At 58.1% G+C, this 18,064-nt stretch carries 14 protein-coding genes and 1 tRNA gene; 11 read left to right on the top strand and 4 right to left on the bottom strand.

What is annotated here, in order from left to right:
* The first annotated feature begins 40 nt into the window (after window positions 1-40).
* Window positions 41-985: a pseudouridine synthase gene (locus AC2T9U_RS05635; RefSeq protein ID WP_493696884.1), complete on the top strand. Its 945-nt coding sequence runs from the start codon at window positions 41-43 to the stop codon at window positions 983-985.
* Window positions 986-1,047: 62 nt separating this feature from the next.
* On the opposite strand, the gene AC2T9U_RS05630 is transcribed toward AC2T9U_RS05635, so the two are convergent.
* Complete coding sequence (locus AC2T9U_RS05630) at window positions 1,048-1,677, bottom strand: DsbA family protein (protein WP_493696883.1); 630 nt, start codon at window positions 1,675-1,677, stop codon at window positions 1,048-1,050.
* A gap of 140 nt (window positions 1,678-1,817) precedes the next feature.
* On the opposite strand from AC2T9U_RS05630, the gene der reads away from it, so the two are divergent.
* Window positions 1,818-4,106 (top strand): bifunctional cytidylate kinase/GTPase Der, encoded by a 2,289-nt coding sequence (gene der, locus AC2T9U_RS05625; RefSeq protein WP_493696882.1) that lies wholly within the window; start codon window positions 1,818-1,820, stop codon window positions 4,104-4,106.
* A 97-nt stretch (window positions 4,107-4,203) separates the two neighbouring features.
* Window positions 4,204-4,277, top strand: a tRNA-Pro gene (locus tag AC2T9U_RS05620).
* Between the two features lie 56 nt (window positions 4,278-4,333).
* On the opposite strand, the gene AC2T9U_RS05615 is transcribed toward AC2T9U_RS05620, so the two are convergent.
* From AC2T9U_RS05615 to AC2T9U_RS05605, 3 genes are all read right to left on the bottom strand, one after another.
* On the bottom strand, window positions 4,334-5,965 hold the full coding sequence (locus AC2T9U_RS05615) for a methyl-accepting chemotaxis protein (RefSeq protein WP_493696881.1): 1,632 nt from the start codon (window positions 5,963-5,965) through the stop codon (window positions 4,334-4,336).
* A gap of 189 nt (window positions 5,966-6,154) precedes the next feature.
* Entirely contained in the window at window positions 6,155-7,012 is an 858-nt protein-coding gene (ppk2, locus tag AC2T9U_RS05610) for a polyphosphate kinase 2 (RefSeq protein ID WP_493696880.1), read from the bottom strand.
* Window positions 7,013-7,406: 394 nt separating this feature from the next.
* On the bottom strand, window positions 7,407-8,066 hold the full coding sequence (locus AC2T9U_RS05605; protein WP_493696934.1) for a DNA-3-methyladenine glycosylase I: 660 nt from the start codon (window positions 8,064-8,066) through the stop codon (window positions 7,407-7,409).
* Window positions 8,067-8,287: 221 nt separating this feature from the next.
* Here AC2T9U_RS05605 and gcvH point away from each other — a divergent pair, with 221 nt between their 5' ends.
* The 8 genes from gcvH (at window position 8,288) to AC2T9U_RS05565 (ending at window position 17,796) form a co-directional block, all read left to right on the top strand.
* Window positions 8,288-8,674 carry a glycine cleavage system protein GcvH gene (gene gcvH, locus AC2T9U_RS05600; RefSeq protein WP_028326232.1) on the top strand — a complete coding sequence of 129 codons (387 nt, stop codon included), beginning with the start codon at window positions 8,288-8,290 and terminating at the stop codon, window positions 8,672-8,674.
* Between the two features lie 257 nt (window positions 8,675-8,931).
* Window positions 8,932-9,378, top strand: a complete 447-nt coding sequence (locus AC2T9U_RS05595) for an FHA domain-containing protein (RefSeq protein WP_371667145.1) — start codon at window positions 8,932-8,934, stop codon at window positions 9,376-9,378.
* Between the two features lie 2 nt (window positions 9,379-9,380).
* A complete protein-coding gene (gene ftsR / locus AC2T9U_RS05590; RefSeq protein ID WP_493696879.1) occupies window positions 9,381-10,103 on the top strand; it encodes a transcriptional regulator FtsR in 723 nt (240 codons plus the stop codon).
* Window positions 10,104-10,182: 79 nt separating this feature from the next.
* Window positions 10,183-10,692, top strand: a complete 510-nt coding sequence (locus tag AC2T9U_RS05585; RefSeq protein ID WP_028326234.1) for a bifunctional nuclease family protein — start codon at window positions 10,183-10,185, stop codon at window positions 10,690-10,692.
* A 157-nt stretch (window positions 10,693-10,849) separates the two neighbouring features.
* Window positions 10,850-11,446 (top strand): MerR family transcriptional regulator, encoded by a 597-nt coding sequence (locus AC2T9U_RS05580; protein ID WP_493696878.1) that lies wholly within the window; start codon window positions 10,850-10,852, stop codon window positions 11,444-11,446.
* A 252-nt stretch (window positions 11,447-11,698) separates the two neighbouring features.
* On the top strand, window positions 11,699-14,632 hold the full coding sequence (gene gcvP, locus AC2T9U_RS05575) for an aminomethyl-transferring glycine dehydrogenase (protein ID WP_493696877.1): 2,934 nt from the start codon (window positions 11,699-11,701) through the stop codon (window positions 14,630-14,632).
* Window positions 14,633-14,866: 234 nt separating this feature from the next.
* Window positions 14,867-16,522 (top strand): glutamate-cysteine ligase family protein, encoded by a 1,656-nt coding sequence (locus tag AC2T9U_RS05570; RefSeq protein ID WP_493696876.1) that lies wholly within the window; start codon window positions 14,867-14,869, stop codon window positions 16,520-16,522.
* A 56-nt stretch (window positions 16,523-16,578) separates the two neighbouring features.
* Complete coding sequence (locus tag AC2T9U_RS05565) at window positions 16,579-17,796, top strand: pyrophosphate--fructose-6-phosphate 1-phosphotransferase (RefSeq protein WP_493696875.1); 1,218 nt, start codon at window positions 16,579-16,581, stop codon at window positions 17,794-17,796.
* Window positions 17,797-18,064: the final 268 nt, after the last annotated feature.

Genomic DNA, 18,064 nt, shown 5'->3' with positions numbered 1-18,064 from the left:
GGGTGCGGTTGTTTGTTGTCGATGGAGTAGGGATTTCAGGATGAGTGGGCGTAGCGGCAGTGGAGCACGGCGTAGTGGTGGGTCGGGTGGACCTAAGCGTGGCTCCGGCTACCCGAAGAAGAGTTCTGGTGGGGGGCGTGCTGCGTCTGCGAAGGCTGGCCGCAAGGCAGTGAGGCAGCCGCGTCGGGGTCGTGGTGATTTGCGTCCGGATCAGTTGGCTCCGCGGGAGAATCGCGCTCCGGCGGTGGATGTTCACGATCCGGATGGGGTGCGTTTGCAGAAGTTGTTGGCCAGCGCGGGAGTGGGGTCGCGTCGGGCGTGTGAGGCATTGATTGAGCAGGGTCGGGTGGAGGTTGATGACCAGGTTGTTACGGAGCTGGGTATTCGGATCGATCCGTTGGCTCGGCGTGTGCGGGTGGATGGTCAGTACATCAATTTGGATTCCTCGCGCTCGTACTACGCGTTGAATAAGCCTGTTGGTGTGGTGTCGTCGATGGACGATGAGTTCGGGCGTCCGGATATTTCGTACATGTTGTTTAACCGGCAGGAGCGGTTATTCCATGTTGGTCGTTTGGACGCTGATACCAGTGGCTTGTTGTTGCTGACCAATGATGGTGAGTTGGCGCATCGGTTGCAGCACCCGAGTTACGAGGTGGCTAAGACGTATGTGGCTTCGGTGCCGGGGCCGATTCCTCGGGATTTGGGGCGCCGTTTGCGTGAGGGTGTGGAGCTAGAGGAGGGCCTGGTTCAGGTTGATTCGTTTAAGTTGATTGACTCGACTCCGGGTAAGGCTTTGGTTGAGGTTGTGCTTCATGAGGGCAAGAAGCACGTGGTGCGTCGTTTGTTGGATGCGGTGGGCCACCCAGTGTTGACGTTGACGCGTATTGCGGTGGGTCCGATTCGTTTGGGTGACCAAAAGAGTGGCCGGTTGCGTGAGTTGAATGGTAAGGAGATCGCTGACCTGTACGCGGCGGCGGGTTTGTAAGACGTTTTCATCTTGTTGGTATGTGGTCACCCCCGCGAGAGATCTCGCGGGGGTGATTGGTTTTATTCCCAGCTAGGTAGCTGCGGGGTTTGGGTGCGGGCGCGTTTCATTTCGAAGAAGGATGGGAAGGCTGCGATGGCGTTGAAGGCGTCGTAGATTTTTCCGGCTTCTTCGCCGCCAGGGTTGTCGGTAATGACGGGTCCGAAGAAGGCTTGCGTGTCTGCGAATTGGACGATGGGGCAGCCGCTGTTTTCTCCGACGGCGTCCATGGCTTCGTTGTGAAGTTTTTCGAGAATGGGGACGTAGGTGTCGTTGTTGGCAGCTTCAGCGAGGGTGGGGTCGAGCTGGGCGTTAGACAGGGCTTGGCGGATGACGTTGTCGTAGGCGCCGTAGCCTTCTTTGTTATTTTCGCCGTTGATGTGGATGAGGGTACCCATCGCGGTGTAGAGCTCGTCGATTTTGTCTGGCTGGGTGTGGTGAACGGCAGCGAAGACGCGGGCGGGACCAGAGTTGGCCTGCATTTTTCGTGCGTATTCTTCGTCGATGTCGTTGGTGCTGTTGAGGATAGCTAGGGACATGGGGCGGAAAGTGAGGGTGATGTCTCGTACTTTTTGTACGTCTTTGAGCCATCGTGAGGTCATCCAGGCGTAGGGGCAGGCGACGTCGAACCACATAGTTACGTTGTTGGTCATGGGTGTAGATCTTTCGTCGTGAGCTCACGTCGAGGCTCTGTGGGTGGTTAACTGGCCCCCACAATATCGAGGGGTGCGTGGGTGGGCTCTGGGTTCGTGCTGGGTCGTGGCTTAAGGTGCGGGGCCGTTAGGCTGTAGTAATGAGTAAGAACGAGCCCCTGGTCATCGCTATCGACGGCCCTTCCGGAACCGGTAAGTCCAGCGTGTCCCGTGAGGTGGCCGCCATGTTCGGTATCGATTATCTGGACACGGGGGCGATGTATCGGTCGTTGGCTTGGTTCTGCCTGGATAAGGGCATTGATTTTGAGGATGTTGCTGCGGTGGGTGCGGCGGCTCGGGATTTGCCTTTGGAGATTGTGACTGATCCGGGTGCGCCGGCGGTGTTTGTTGATGGTGTTGATGTTTCGCAGGAGATTCGTTCTTCTCAGGTTTCTGGTGTGGTTTCGAAGGTGGCGGCTGTTCCTGCGGTGCGGGAGGAGTTGATTGCTCGTCAGCGCGCGATTATGGCTGAGTGCGCTGCTGATGGGGGAGTGGTAGCTGAGGGGCGGGACATCACTACGGTGGTTGCTCCGGATGCGACGGTGCGGATTTTGCTTACTGCTAGTGAGCAGGCGCGCCTGCAGCGTCGGGCAACGCAGGAGGCGGAGCTTTCTGGCGGCGATTCGGTGGTGACGGACCGTACGCGTGCAGAGGTTGTTGGTCGGGATGCGCAGGATTCGGCAGTGACGTCGTTCGTTGACCCTGCTCCTGGGGTGACGTTGTTGGACACCACCGACCTTGATTACGAGGGTTCGGTGCGTGCGGTGGTGGCAATTGTTGCTTCTGAGGCTGATTTCATCGGTGATAGTGATGATGACGGCATCTATGAGTTTGATGCTGCCGGTGCTGATGATGTGGCGCAGGATGCTGATTCTTCTGGTGTGGAGGTTGTGTACGTACCTGAGGGCGCTTCAGGTTCGTTGCCTCGGGGTGGGGACACTGATGAGGATGCGGGTGTAGCGCGTGCCCTTCGTGCTGGTCTGGAAGAGTTCGATCTTGATGATGCTGATTTGGCTTTGGTTGATGGTCAGTTTGCCCCGGATGCGCAGGAAGATGGTGAAGGTGCCGCGCCGGTGGTGGCGGTGATTGGGCGCCCAAATGTGGGTAAGTCCACGTTGGTGAACCGCATCATTGGACGCCGTGAGGCGGTTGTGGAGGATGTTCCTGGGGTGACGCGTGACCGTGTCGCTTATGACGCGGAGTGGGCGGGGACGAAGTTCACTTTGGTGGATACCGGTGGGTGGGAGGTTGATGCCACGGGGATTCATCTGCGGGTGGCTGAGCAGGCCGAGATTGCGGTTGGCTTGTGTGACGCAGTGCTGTTTGTGGTTGATGCCACGGTGGGGGCCACGGACACCGATGAGGCGGTTGTGCGGTTGTTGCGTCGTTCGGGTAAGCCGGTGGTTCTTGTGGCGAACAAGGTTGATGACATGCGTGGTGAGGCTGATGCTGCCGCGTTGTGGTCGTTGGGCTTGGGGCAGCCGTGGCCTGTTTCGGCGTTGCATGGCCGGGGGACTGGTGATGCGCTGGAGGCGCTGATGGGGGTGCTTCCGCAGGAATCTCAGGTTGAGGGTGCGTATCGGCGTGGGGGGCCGCGCCGTGTGGCGTTGTTGGGGCGCCCGAATGTGGGTAAGTCGAGTTTGTTGAACCGTTTGGCTGGTGAGGAGCGTGTGGTCGTCGATAACGTGGCGGGCACGACGCGTGATCCGGTGGATGAGTTCATTGAGTTGGGCGGGACGACGTGGCGTTTCGTTGATACTGCTGGTATTCGTCGTCGTGTTCATCTGACTCGTGGTGCGGATTTTTATGCGTCGTTGCGTACGCGTACGGCCTTGGAAAAGGCCGAGGTCGCGGTGGTGTTGATTGATGCGCATGAGCCCATCAGTGAGCAGGATATTCGGATTGTTCAGCAGGTTGTTGATGCCGGCCGTGCTGTGGTGATCGCTTATAACAAGTGGGATCTCATTGATGAGGAGCGTCGCTACTACTTGGAGCGGGAGATTGAGCGGGAGCTGGTGCAGATCGCATGGGCTCCGCGGGTGAATGCTTCGGCGTTGACGGGGCGGCATGTGCAGAAGTTGGTTCCTGCGTTGGAGCAGTCGTTGGCTTCGTGGGATACGCGGGTGCCGACGGGTCGATTGAATGCGTTGTTGGGCGAGATTGTTGCTGCGCATCCGCACCCGGTTCGTGGCGGTAAGCAGCCGCGTATTTTGTTCGCGACGCAGGCTTCGACGCGTCCGCCGCGTTTTGTGTTGTTTGCTAATGGTTTTATCGAGGCGGGGTATCGCCGTTTCTTGGAGCGCAGGTTGCGTGAGGAGTTCGGCTTTGTGGGAAGCCCGATTGAGATTTCGGTTCGGGTGAAGGAGAAACGTCGCCGTAAAGAGAAGTGACGGGGCGCCGGGTCCGCTGCTCCGGATGGCGCGCGTAGGCGCGTGAGCAGCGGATTCGGTACTCGCGGCGAGGATGGGGTAATGTTTTTCCTGTTCACGGGACGTGGCGCAGCTTGGTAGCGCACTTGACTGGGGGTCAAGGGGTCGCAGGTTCAAATCCTGTCGTCCCGACGTGAAAGAAACCGGACCTAATTTTCAGGTCCGGTTTCTTGTGTTTTGGCGAGTTTTTAGACGTGGAAGTGACTAACAAGTTCGCGCAGGCTGGCACTGCCATTGGCTAGTCGTGCGATTTCTTCAGATATCCGTTCTGTGGTGCTAGAGGTGCTACGGGATGACTGGGCGGTGCGTTCGACGTTCTGTGCGATGCTTCCGGCTCCGCGAGCAGCGTCGTTGACGCTGCGGCTCATTTCGTTGGTGGTGGCGGTTTGTTCTTCGACAGCGGAGGCAATGGTGCCTTGCGAGTCGTGGATCTGGGCGATGATGCTTGCGATTTCGTTGATGGCGTTCACAGCGGCATGGGTGTCGTTTTGGATGGTTTCGACGCGCAGTCCGATATTTTCGGTGGCTTGGCTGGTTTCTCGGGCGAGATCTTTGACTTCATTGGCCACCACGGCGAAGCCTTTACCTGATTCTCCGGCGCGGGCGGCTTCGATGGTGGCATTGAGGGCCAGTAGGTTGGTTTGTTCCGCGATACCGGTGATTGTTTTGACAACTTCGCCGATTTCGGCGGAGCTCGTTCCGAGTTGGGTTACGGCGGCGTTTGCGGTTTCGGCAGCGTGCACGGCTTGAGTGGCGATGGCGGCGGCGGCGTTGGTGGATTTGGCGATCTCGCGAATTGATGCGGTCATTTCTTCGGTGCCAGCTGCGACAGTTTGGATGTTTTTGTCGACGTTGCTGGCTTCGCGGGCGGTGGAGTCAAGTTCGGAGAAGCTGTTGACGGCAGCGGTACCGACGTTTTGGGAGAGCGCGGTGAGGTTCTGGGCGTTGTCGGCGACGTCTTGGGCTGCTTCCATGACGCGGGTAATGATGCCGATCATCGCGGTACGGGATTGTTCGAGTGCTTGGGCAGTTTCACCGACTTCGTCATGGGTCGTGATATCAGCTGGCACGGTGAGGTTGTTGTGTGACATGGCAATGAGCGAGTCGCGGACTGAGTGCAGTGATCGTGCGATAGGCAGGGCGATCATGCGAGCGGTGAGAGCAATCAGTCCAGCTAGGACAATGGTTATGGCGATGATCACCCAGGGCACGAAGGCGATCACGGAATTTTTTTGTTCACTCAACGCTGTAGCGCGAGTGGTTGCTGAGGCAGCAAGCGCATCGGAGGCGTCAGCAATTTTTGTGAAGGCTTGTCCGGCTTTGCCGCCGTTGATTTCGCCAGCGGCTTGGTCAATTTTTGCTCTGTTTTCGGTGGCGTACAGCGTGCGTACTTCGGCTTCGGCGTCAAAGAACTCTTTGTAGCCTGCTTCGACGGTGTCGAGCTGTTTTCGTTCATCGTTGGTGATGTCGGCTCGAGGGAAGGCTTTGAGGTCTGCTTCAAGAGAGGCGCGGGCTTTGTCGAATCCTTTGGCGTTGTAAGCATCCTCGCCGCTGAGTGCTCGTTTGGCGCCGAGGCGGTAAACATCACCGAGAACGCCGAGTTGCCAGCCAGAAATGTCCAGGTTGTGGGTTTGCATACCCAGGGCAGCTTTTTCGACACGCAGCGCTATGTTTTGTTCGTCATTGACGTTGCTGATCTGACGGATTGCCAACAGGGCGGCGCCGCCGATAAAGAGGGCCCCAATGAGTCCAACGAGTCCAACGAGCGCGATCTTGACGGTGATGCTGATGGGTTTTTTACCGGTTGCTTCCGTGGTCAAGTGTGCGTCGGTGGACAAGGCGAGGCTCCGATTCGTGGCATGGGGTGCGCTGCATGGGCGGCTTCTGTGTTGCGGCGTACCTGGGCGACCACCTGTGCAAGGTGGTGCCTTCCTCATCGGCCTGTGGAGCCAGATTGTGAGTGCGCCTATGGCCCAGCCTTGCCGCGAAAACGGGATTGAGCCAGGGATTTAGTGGTTTTTGGGGTGGCGTTCGAGGCTGGCGGCGATGTCGGGGGCGTAGAGAAAGGTGGAGCGGTCTGGGCGAGTGTAGTTCTTGCTTGTGGCTGCGGGGCGGGGCGGGATGGTGATTTCGTGGTCTGGGAGACGTTTCCAGGGGATGCGGGTGAGGATGTCGTTGATCACGTTGATGCGGGAGCGCTTTTTGTCTTCGCTTTCGATGGTGATCCAGCGGGCTCCTGGTAGGTCAGTAGCTGCGAACATGGCGTCTTTTGCGCGGGAGTATTCTTCCCATCGGTTGATGGATTCGACGTCCATAGGGGAGAGTTTCCAGCGGCGCATGGGATCGGTAGCGCGGGATCGGAAGCGAGCTTGTTGTTCTTCATCGGAGACGGAGAACCAATATTTGAGCAGGCGTATGCCATCTTCAACGAGCATGCGTTCAAAGTCTGGGGTTTGGTGGAGGAAGCGCTGATATTCGACGTCGGTGCAGAATCCCATGACGTGTTCCACTCCGGCGCGGTTGTACCAGGACCTGTCGAAAATGACTATTTCGCCCGCCGCGGGCAAGTGGGTGACGTACCGCTGGAAGTACCACTGTGTCTTCTCGCGTTCGGTGGGGGCAGGCAAGGCTACGACGCGGGCGTGACGGGGGTTGAGGTGTTCAGTGATGCGTTTGATGGCGCTGCCTTTGCCCGCGGCGTCGCGACCTTCAAAGATGAGGAGTACGCGTTCGCCGCTTTCTATTACCCATTGTTGAAATGCGACGAGTTCGGTTTGCAGGCGGCGTAGTTCTTTTTCGTAGGCTTTTTTATTGAGCTTGGCAGGTTTGTTTCGGTTCGTTTGTGTGGTTCCCTCATTCGTCGACATAGAGGGACTGTACCTAGGGCCGTAAGTGCTTATGCCCGCAGAATGGGGACGCCTGCGTGATCGGCGGTACGCGGACGTCCCCACTGGGGGAGTGCTCGGTTCATTCCCCTACCGTGAAATCGGGAAAACTGCGGAGATGGTGACGGTTACCTGGATGCTGTTAGTGCACATCATTGGCCCCCGAACTCAGGTGTCGTCACGTTCTCCTGTGTGCTTAAGCCACAGCGGCACAATGGCCAGCAGGGCGATAAGCGCAATCCCGACAAGCACGATTGCTTGTACGAGCAATTGAGTGATCTGCATATGAGAAGAATGGCTGACGTATCTGTCGCAATTCCGTGTTTGCCCTAGAGATTTCCTGTATTTAAGGTCACGATTTCTATACGATTTTCGTTCACGATCTCCATACCCCGGAGGCGCCGCGGCGATGGGAACCCACCAGGTGGGTATCGACGATGCCGACTGCTTCCATGAGGGCGTACATGGATGTAGGACCAACGAACACGAATCCGTTTTTCTTCAGCACAGCCGACAGAGCTGCTGATTCGTTTGATGCGGAGGGGATTTCGCTAAGACGGAAGGGTTCGGGGGTTATCTGTGGCTGGTAGGACCACACCAGTTCGGCTAGTCCTTGCCCTCCTTCGATTGGCTCGGGGGCAACTGTGGCTGGTTGTGTTTCATGAATGAGCACTCGTCCGCGTAGTGCGCAGGTGGCACGGGCATTGGTAAGCGTGGCCATGATTTTTCCGCGATGCCGCACGATTGCAGGGTCGTTCGCCAAGCGTTCGACGTCGACGTCATCGAATGCGCAGACTGAGTCTGGGGAAAAGTTATCGAATGCGCGGCGGAATGCTTCACGTTTGCGAAGGATGGTTTCCCAGGAAAGTCCTGCTTGGAAAACTTCTAGAGATAGCCGCTCAAACATGCCTCTTTCGTCGCGTACAGGCATTCCCCATTCAGTGTCGTAGTACGTCAGTAGTGCTTCGCTGCCGTAAGCCCAGGGTGTCCGTGCCAGTCCGTCTTCTCCGGTGACAAGGTCGGGACTGGGAGTGATGGGAACGTATCGACGGACAGTCAGCCCATCGTGGGTGTCAGCTGCCATGCTCCCTAACTTTAGGCAATGTTGCTTTCTTACTGGCGTGGGCTCTGTATGTGGAAGCTTTTTATCTCCTCGCGCGACCGGTACGAAAGCAGCGGCAGATCCGTATACCTTGGTGTCACCCGAAACCCCACCTACGTGGACGCACCGGCGTTCACGGCGTCAAAGGGAGAGTCATGAGCGATCTCGTCTACCCCGAGAACCTGCAGTACACCACGGACCACGAGTGGGTCAGCATCACTGATGGTGTTGCCCGCGTCGGCATTACTTCGTTCGCCCAGGATGCTCTTGGTGACATCGTCTACGTATCCGTCCCCAACATTGGTGACGAGGTCGAGGTCGATGGCGCAGCCGCTGAGGTTGAGTCCACCAAGTCGGTCAGTGACGTCAACAGCCCTGTGGGTGGTGAAGTCACGGCAGTGAACGAGAAGCTAGACGAGAGCCCGGAGCTACTTAACTCCGACCCGTACGGAGAGGGCTGGATCTTTGAGGTAAAGCTTGCTTCTGCGGATGCCACGGCTGACCTTCTCGATGCAGCGGCATACAAGGAGATGCTCGACTGATTCGGGTGGGATCTACCCTCGGGGACTATCCCCGAGGGGTGCGGTCCCTTCCCCCTTTCTCACAGTCTTCTGAACTTTTCTTGTGAGGCCGGAGTGGGCACGTGGCCCTTCTTCCACCCGAACCTCGATTCATGCTCTAGGGTTTGTAGTTCCGGTGGGGCACACAGTGATGTGTTCATCGGGCAGCGGCTTTCACACCGCGACTTGACCAGAGAACAGAGCCCGCACATGCGGGCCGGACGCGAACGGAGCATGTCGTGAGCGACAGCACCCCGCAGAATTTCGGAGCCCCACGCACCGACCCTGCGACCATGCAGTTCACCGGCATAAATATCCCGGAAAGCGCCGACGTCGACTACGGCCTCCGAGACGAAGACCGCACCACTGCCGAGGCTCTCCGTCCAGGAACTGCCCTGCTCATCGTCTTGCGCGGCCCTAACCGCGGAGCACGTTTCCTGCTCGACTCTGCCGTGACAACTGTGGGGCGCCACACAGACAGTGACATCTTTCTCGATGACGTCACTGTTTCTCGACGGCACGCAATTTTCGAGTACAAGGACGGCTTCTTCCACGTTCGTGACGTCGCTTCTCTCAACGGGACCTACGTGAACCAAGAAATGACCGACTCGGCGGTCTTGCGCAGCGGCGACCAGGTTCAGGTCGGTAAGTTCCGTCTTCTTTTCCTCGCCAAGGATGAGATCTGACCGTGTCTGGTGCAGAGCACGAGGAAACGACTAAAGGAGAATCGTTCACGATCGGCGCGGTTGTTGATCTGCTATCCGAGGAATTCCCGGATCTCACGATCAGCAAAATCCGGTTTTTGGAGTCCAAGCAGCTGGTAACCCCTGCCCGTTCTCCTTCCGGATATCGACACTTCCGCACATCTGATGTGGAGCGCATCCGGTACATCCTGCGTGCTCAACGCGACAATTTTTGGCCACTGAAGGTCATCAGGGAAGCCCTCGATGCAATGGATCGAGGGCTGGAACCTGCCCTCACGCTCGGCTCGACTCCCACCGCTCCAGCTGTGGAGCCCCCCGCCGTTCCCGATGCAGCAGAACTCCTCACTCCACCAAACAAGCTGCGCATCACTCTGGCTGAGTTAGCTCGATCTGCACACACCTCAGAGGCCTACATCGAATCTCTCGTCGGATACGGCCTCATCGTCCCTGACGAGGCTGGACACGTCGACGGTTACGCCATCCCTGTTGCTACTTCAGCAGCAGTACTGGCCTCTTACGGGCTTGAGCCTCGCCACTTGCGGACATTCCGCACCGCTGCTGAACGTGAAGTAGGACTAGCGCAACAGCTCAACCCCCGCCACGACGATGACAGCGGCGCAGAACGTCTCGGAGAGATGCTGCACGAATTCCTCACCCTCCACGCCGCATTAGTGCAGGCAGGAGTGGCGCGCTCACGTCACCCCTGAAGGTTCCCTTGGCCCGAACGGAAGAAACATCGATGCTTGCCCTGGCCATCTTGGGAGCGAATCGCGATAGGTTGGAGGGGTGCGTGACCTCGATGTGCTTGGCGTAAGAGTGGAAACCCCTACCAATCAACCCATCGTTCTCCTGCGTGAACGTGAGGGGGACCGTTACTTACCTGTCTGGATTGGTGCTGCAGAAGCTGCCGCGATCGCTTTCGCTCAACAAGGCGTTGAACCACCCCGCCCTTTAACCCATGACCTGTTGCGAGATGTCATCACTGGCCTTGGCGTTCTTCTTAACGAGGTGCAAATCGTCAAGCTCGAAGACAAGGTTTTTTATGCCGACCTCATCTTCAGCAATGGCGTGCGAGTGAGCTCACGCACCTCTGATGCGATCGCTTTAGCGTTGCGAACAGAGTCACCGATCCGCGTGGTCGATGAAGTGATGGATGAGGCGGGAGTCATCGTCGATGACGACCGTGACGACGAGGTCGAAAAATTCAGGGAGTTCCTCGATAACGTCTCTCCCGAAGATTTCGACACTGAAGGTGGCCCTGAAGAACCCGCAGGAGATGACCTGGACCCGAAGTAGAACACCGCCGTTTGCATGCATTAAACCGCGACACGTGCCGTTGACGAGCATCGTTATCGTTGACCCTCGCTGGAGGTGTCCGTACTTTCGAAGAGTCGGCCCGGCGCGAAGCACTCCAGCGAAGCATCATCTGGGCCACCATTAACCAGGAGGCCCTATGGGTAAGGACAATGAAATGCCGGGCACCGAACCGGCTCTCACCCTTCCCTCGGCCCCGCCTCCAGAACAGGTTTCTGGCGAGGACCCGCAGACGCTTCCTACAGATGCTGGGTTCCGTGGACCTGTCGCCTGCAAAGCTGTAGGAATCACCTACCGGCAGCTGGATTACTGGGCACGCACTGGTTTGGTAGAGCCTTCAGTGCGTAGCGCTGCCGGATCTGGCAGTCAGCGTCTTTATAGCTTCAGCGATGTCCTCGTCCTCAAAGTAGTGAAAAGGCTGCTAGACACGGGGGTTTCGCTCCAGCAAATCCGAAACGCTGTCGATGCTCTTCGCCAACGCGGTACTCATGATCTTGAGCAGGTCACCCTTATGAGTGATGGGGCCACCGTGTACGAATGCACCAGTAACGATGAGGTTATTGACCTTCTCCAAGGCGGCCAGGGTGTGTTCGGTATCGCTATTGGGCGAGTGTGGCGTGAAGTCGAGGGTGACCTTGCTGAACTGCCGGTCGAGCGCCTCGGCGAACCGGCTGCACCAACCGAACCAGCCATTGATGAGCTCTCTGCCCGCCGCGAGGCCCGCAAAACCGGTTGACGCTGAGGGGCACACGTCACTTGTGATGCAGGTAACGTGACCTTGTGTCCATCCGCGTCTGGATCCGCAGGTGGAGACGCCAATGTTAGTGTCAAAAAATCCCAGGGTGATCGTGGGGGCCTCGCAGGTGAGCACACGCCGTCGGTATTTGCCGATAACTCACCCACCGGTGTTCCAACGACCCGATATCGACAAACGGAGCACCGGCGCCAGTGACCGTCGGTGCACGAGTCAGCAGGCAGGAGAATTGCCTTGAGCACCGATTCCAACCGCACCGGCGAGCTTTCGGCTTTCGTTGGACGCCACATCGGCCCCACGAGCACTGACGTGGAGCAGATGCTCCAGACGATCGGGGTTAGCGACCTCGATGCGCTCGTCAATGCAACGATGCCCTCACAGATCCGGTTTAACGACGTCCTTAACATCCCGGCCGCCTCGTCTGAGAACGCTGTTCTTGCCGAGTTGGCCGAGAAAGCCGCCCGTAACACGGTCAAGGATTCGATGATCGGCCTGGGCTATTACGGCACGATCATGCCTAGCGTGATCCGCCGCCGAGTGCTGGAAAACCCTGCCTGGTACACGGCGTACACGCCCTACCAGCCAGAGATCTCTCAGGGCCGCCTGGAGGCGCTGCTGAACTTCCAGACGATGTGCAGTGATCTCACCGGCATCGACATCGCGAACGCATCCCTGCTTGATGAAGGAACCGCCGCAGGTGAAGCCGTGACGTTGATGCGTCGGGCCAGCAAAGCTGCCAAAGACGCGGTTGTTGTTGTCGATGCGGACCTGTTCCCGCAAACCAAGTCGGTTATCAAAACGCGTAGCTGGCCGGTAGGAATCACTGTCGTTGAGGCTGATCTCAGTGGTGTCACTGACGCTGCCTCTTTGAAGGAAGCTGCCGGTGGCCACGAGGTATTCGGTGTCATCGTCCAGTACCCCGGTGCTAGTGGCCAGATCCGTGACTACGCTGCTTTGGCTGAGGCTGTCCACGAAGGTAAAGGCCTTGTGGCTGCGGCAGCAGACTTGTTGGCGCTGACGCTGCTGACGCCCCCCGGTGAGTGGGGCGCAGACATCGCGGTAGGTACCTCGCAGCGTTTCGGTGTGCCCATGCAGTTTGGTGGACCTCACGCCGGTTACATGGTGGTACGTAAAGGCTTGGAGCGAAACATGCCTGGCCGCCTGGTCGGCACCAGTGTGGACGCTGATGGCAACCCAGCGAACCGTTTGGCTCTTCAGACTCGTGAACAGCACATCCGCCGCGAGAAAGCCACCAGCAACATCTGTACCGCGCAGGCTTTGCTGGCCATCCTTGCCTCCATGTACGCGGTTTACCACGGCCCTGCTGGGCTGAAGAAGATCGCTACCACAGTGCATGCCCACGCCCGTGTCATTGCCGACAAACTCACTGCGGCTGGCGTGAACGTCATCACTGACCGTTTCTTCGACACCTTGACCGTTTCGGTCCCCGGTGGCGCCGGAGACATCCTGCTCAAGGCTGTGGCACACGGCATCAACGTCTGGCGGGCCAACGACGACACGATCCTGCTCAGTTGTGATGAAACTACCGACAGCGACACTGTTTCGCGATTGCTGTCTGCGTTCGGGGTCAAGATCAGCGCCGAAGAAGTCGACGAGCTCGTCTCAGGACTGCTGCCTGAGGGGAAAGAACTGACCGCTGCATTGAGTCAGGAATGGGGTCAGGCTTTTGCCCGTACCTCGGCTTTCCTGACAGCGGAGGCCTTCAATACTGTCCACTCGGAGTCTCAGATGCTGCGCTATCAGCGCAAACTTTCCGACAAGGACTACGCACTGGACCGCGGCATGATCCCGCTGGGTTCGTGCACGATGAAGCTTAATGCGGCCACGGAAATGGAAGCCGTCACCTGGCCCGAATTCGCTAACCTGCACCCGTTCGCCCCTGCGGACCAGACGCAAGGTATCCGTGAAATCATCACCGACCTGCAGCGCTGGCTGGTAGAAATCACTGGATACGACGCATTCACCCTCCAGCCGAACTCTGGTGCTGCCGGGGAGCTAGCTGCCCTTACTGCCATCCGTGACTACCACACTTCTCGCGGTGAGGGTGAGCGCGATATCTGCCTCATTCCCTCCAGCGCACACGGCACCAACGCTGCGAGCGCGGGTATGGCCGGGTTCAAGGTGGTTGTGGTCAAGAGCACCGAGGGCGGTGAGATCGACCTCGAGGATTTGCGGTCCAAGCTGGATAAGCATGCGGGCAAGGTCGCGGCGATCATGATTACGTACCCCTCGACACATGGTGTCTACGAGGACACGGTGACGACGCTGACGGAGTTGGTGCACGCCGAGGGTGGACAGGTCTACATCGATGGGGCGAACATGAACGCTCTTGTCGGTATAGCTAAGCCTGGCCAGTTCGGTGGAGATGCGAGCCACTTGAACTTGCACAAGACGTTCGCGATTCCGCACGGTGGCGGCGGCCCTGGCGTTGGCCCGGTGGGCGTGAAGTCGCATCTGGCGCCGTTCTTGCCTAACCACCCGTTGGACCCGAGCGCAGGTCCGCAGACGGGTTCTGGCCCGTGTGCTTCGGCGCCTTTTGGTTCAGCTGGTGTGCTGCCGATTACGTGGGCTTACATTCGCCTCATGGGTGGCCGGGGGTTGAAGCAGGCCACCTACAGTGCAGTGCTCAACGCTAACTACATTGCGGCGCGGCTGCGGGATTCATACCCAGTGTTGTACAGCAATGACGGGATCGTGGCTCACGAGTGCATTCTCGACCTGCGCAAGCTCACGCATGACAGTGGAGTGACGGTCGACGATGTGGCCAAGCGTCTTATCGACTATGGCTTCCACGCCCCGACGATGTCGTTCCCGGTTGCGGGAACACTGATGGTGGAGCCGACTGAGTCCGAGGACAAGGAAGAGCTCGACCGTTTCTGTGACGCGATGATTGCTATTCGTGCAGAGATTCAGCAGGTTCAAGATGGTGAGGTTGCTGTGCAGGAGAGCGTGCTGCGTAACGCTCCGCACACGGCGGCCAGCATCGCGGGGGAGTGGAACCACCCGTATAGCCGTGAGATGGCTGTGTTCCCGGGCAACGTGGATCCGGCTTCGAAGTATTGGCCTCCGGTGCGTCGTATTGATGGCGCGTTCGGTGACCGGAACTTGGTGTGCACGTGCCCGCCGATGGAGTCTTACGAGGACTGAGGTTGAGGTGGCGTGGTGGAGGTTGAGAAACCTCCACCACCGATCCTTTCTCATTTTTTGAGACGCATGTATGGGGTTTGGCCCGAGCGTTCTTATTGACGCTCCTGCCAAGCCCCATGTGCGTTGTGCGCACCAGGGATGCGTGCGCACGCTCACAGGTGGTAGGCGCAGAATGCATGCGTGCCCATGGGTGCGCCGTAGCGATAACAGCAGGTGATGCCGGTAGCGTGCGGTGTGTCTGTGTCACCCCCGCTGGAGGAGGCTCTGAGCCGTATGGGTCGTGAGATTACGTCACCGGAGTGGGACTTTTCTTTACCGGGCAGGTTTCGTTCCAAAGTGCAGCTTGACCTGGATGTTTTCGAAAAACTTTTATCCGGAACAGATTTCGCTGAAGAGACCCCCATGACTGGGGTTGAGCTCGAACTGGACCTCATTGACGCCAATGGTCAAGCCGTGTTTGACAGCCTCGCTGTCATCGATGCCTCTGAGGGGATCGATGTCGTGCCTGAGCTAGCCCGGTTCAATGTGGAGGTCAATGCCGAGCCCCGCCTGCTAGATGGGGATGCGCTCCACCGGCTCCGGGCCGAGCTGCGGGCCTCCATGGGTGAGGTGAACCGGGCTGCAGCCACGATAGGTGCCAGTGTGCTGCCCATCGGTCTGCTTCCTACGTTAACTACCGAGGAGTTAGCGGGGGAGTGGATGACCGAATCTAGCCGGTTCCAGGCGTTGAATGATGCGATCATCCGCGCCCGAGGCGAAGACGTAGTTTTGGACATCACAGGTCCTTCCCGCGAGCGCCTGCATATGGGGTGGCCCACTGTTGCTCCCGAAGGGGCATGCACGTCGTTTCAGTTGCATACTCAGGTGACGCCGCGTGACTTCGCACGGGCGTGGAACTCAGCGCAGGCGATTGCTGGTGCTCAGGTGGCGATTGGGGCGAATTCGCCGTATTTTTTCGGCACGGAGATCTGGCAAGAGGGTCGGGTTCCTGTTTTCACTCAGGCGGTAGATACACGGCCGGCAGAGTTAGTGAATCAGGGGGTGCATCCGCGGGTGCACTTTGGGGATAACTGGATTACCTCGATCTTTGATCTACTTGAGGCGAATGTGCGTTATTTTCCGCCGTTGCTGCCAGAGATGAGTGATGAGGATCCAGAAGCAGTGTTGGCTGCTGGGGGAGTTCCGCAGTTGGAGGAGTTGATGCTCCACAATGGCACTATTTATCGCTGGAACCGCCCTATTTATGACACTGCTGGGGGAGTTCCGCATTTGCGTGTGGAGAATCGGGTGTTGCCGGCTGGGCCGACTGCTGCTGACATGGTCGCTAATGCTGCGTTTTTCTTCGGGGCTACCCGGTTTTTCTCTCGGCAGACTCGTCCTATTTGGAGCAAGTTGTCTTTCACTGCCGCGGAGACGAATTTTTTGCGCGGTGCGCGGGATGGTTTTGATGCTCAGATGTTTTGGCCAGGTGTTGGGCGGGTAACACCTGATCAGCTTGTTCTTGATGTGCTGCTGCCTGTCGCGGAGGCGGGTCTGCGCAGCTTGGGAGCAGATCAGGATGCTATCGACCTGTACTTAGGGGTGATTGAGGGGCGTTGTTTGTCGCGCACCAATGGGGCGGTGTGGCAGGTGCAAGCAGTGAAGGCTTTTGAGTCTCGTGGACAGTCCCGTGCTGAAGCGTTGCGATCTATGACGTTGCAGTATCAGGCCAATGCGCGCACGGGTGAACCAGTGCATACGTGGGATATCCCTCACAGTGGGGGAGTGTTGCCGCCGGTGGATAGCCTGACCGATCAGGGTGCTGAAATGCCCAGTTCCGGTGGGAGCAGCCGGCGCAGGGAAGGTCCGGTTGTCGCGCATGCTGTGCCTGGGCCGGTAAAACCGGAGTGATTGGCGTACTAGGCTCGAGTTGACCGACGTCCATCAAGCCCGAAAGTGGTTCGTTCATGTCAGACACCGCTGCGTCCGTGAAACGTGTGGCTCTGCTCACCGCCGGGGGATTTGCTCCCTGCCTGTCGTCTGCTGTCGGTGGCCTCATCGAGAAGTACTCGAAGGTGGCTCCCGATGTTGAGATCATCGCGTACAAGCACGGCTACCAGGGCCTGCTCAGTGGTGACTTCTACACCATCACTGACCAGGTGCGTCAGAACGCACACCTGCTGCACGGTTTCGGTGGTTCCCCGATCGGAAACTCTCGTGTGAAGCTGACCAACACTGCTGACCTCGTCAAGCGTGGGCTGGTCCCTGAGGGTGTGGATCCGCTGGACTTCGCAGCCAAGCGCCTGACTGAAGATGGCGTGGATGTGCTGCACACCATTGGTGGCGACGACACCAACACCACGGCAGCGGACTTGGCTGCTCACCTAGCCTCTAATAACTACCCGCTGACAGTAGTGGGCCTGCCGAAAACAATCGACAACGACATCGTCCCGGTCCGCCAGTCCCTGGGGGCTGACACTGCAGCACAGTACGGCGCTCAGTTCGCTGCCAATGTTATTGGTGAACACAACGCTAACGCACGCATGCTCATCATTCACGAAGTGATGGGGCGTAACTGTGGCTGGCTAACCGGCGCGACTGCACGCAAATACCGTGAGTGGCTCGACACGCGCCAGTGGCTTCCTGAAATTGGTTTAGACCGCCGTGCATGGGACATTCACGGCATCTACGTGCCGGAAGCTCATATCGACATCGAGGCAGAAGCGAACCGCCTTAAAGCCGTTATGGATGAGGTGGGCTGCGTTAACTTGTTCATCTCTGAAGGCGCCGGCGTTGAGGACATCGTGGCCCGTATGGAAGCTGAAGGGGCAGATGTGCCTCGGGACGCATTCGGTCACGTGCGCCTAGCTGAAATCAACCCAGGGGCATGGTTTGGTAAGCAGTTCGCTGCGCTACTGGGTGCAGAAAAGGTCCTCGTTCAAAAGTCAGGTTATTTTGCGCGCTCCGCTGCAGCGAACGAATATGACCTCACCCTCATTGCTTCTATGACCGATCTCGCTGTCGACAAGGCTTTGGCTGGCGTTCCCGGAGTTATTGGCCATGACGAAGAGAAAAATGACGAATTGCGGGCAATTGAATTTGACCGCATCAAGGGACACAAAGCCTTCGACGTCACTCAGGAGTGGTACGTAGAAATGCTTGACCAAATTGGCCAGAAGCACTGATATTTAATCTTTTTCGTGCTGAACCCCACCTCGCGAAGCGAGGTGGGGTTCACTGCTGCATCGACCCTATTTGCGTAACAAGCAGGGGTTTTATGACACGAAATGATTACATCCTCACCTCAGATGCAGGCAGATGCGGACGACTGGTAGGCGGACCCGCCAAGATCCAAAGCCTTTTCCAGCACGGCCGCACGATCGGCTGTGAAACGCACACTGAGGAGAATCCATCGTGCGAATCCGGCACCTATCTGTCGCAACCGCTATAGCT

The sequence above is a fragment of the Dermatophilus sp. B7861-1 genome (genome assembly GCF_058996045.1).
This window is presented reverse-complemented; position numbering and strand designations above follow the sequence as displayed.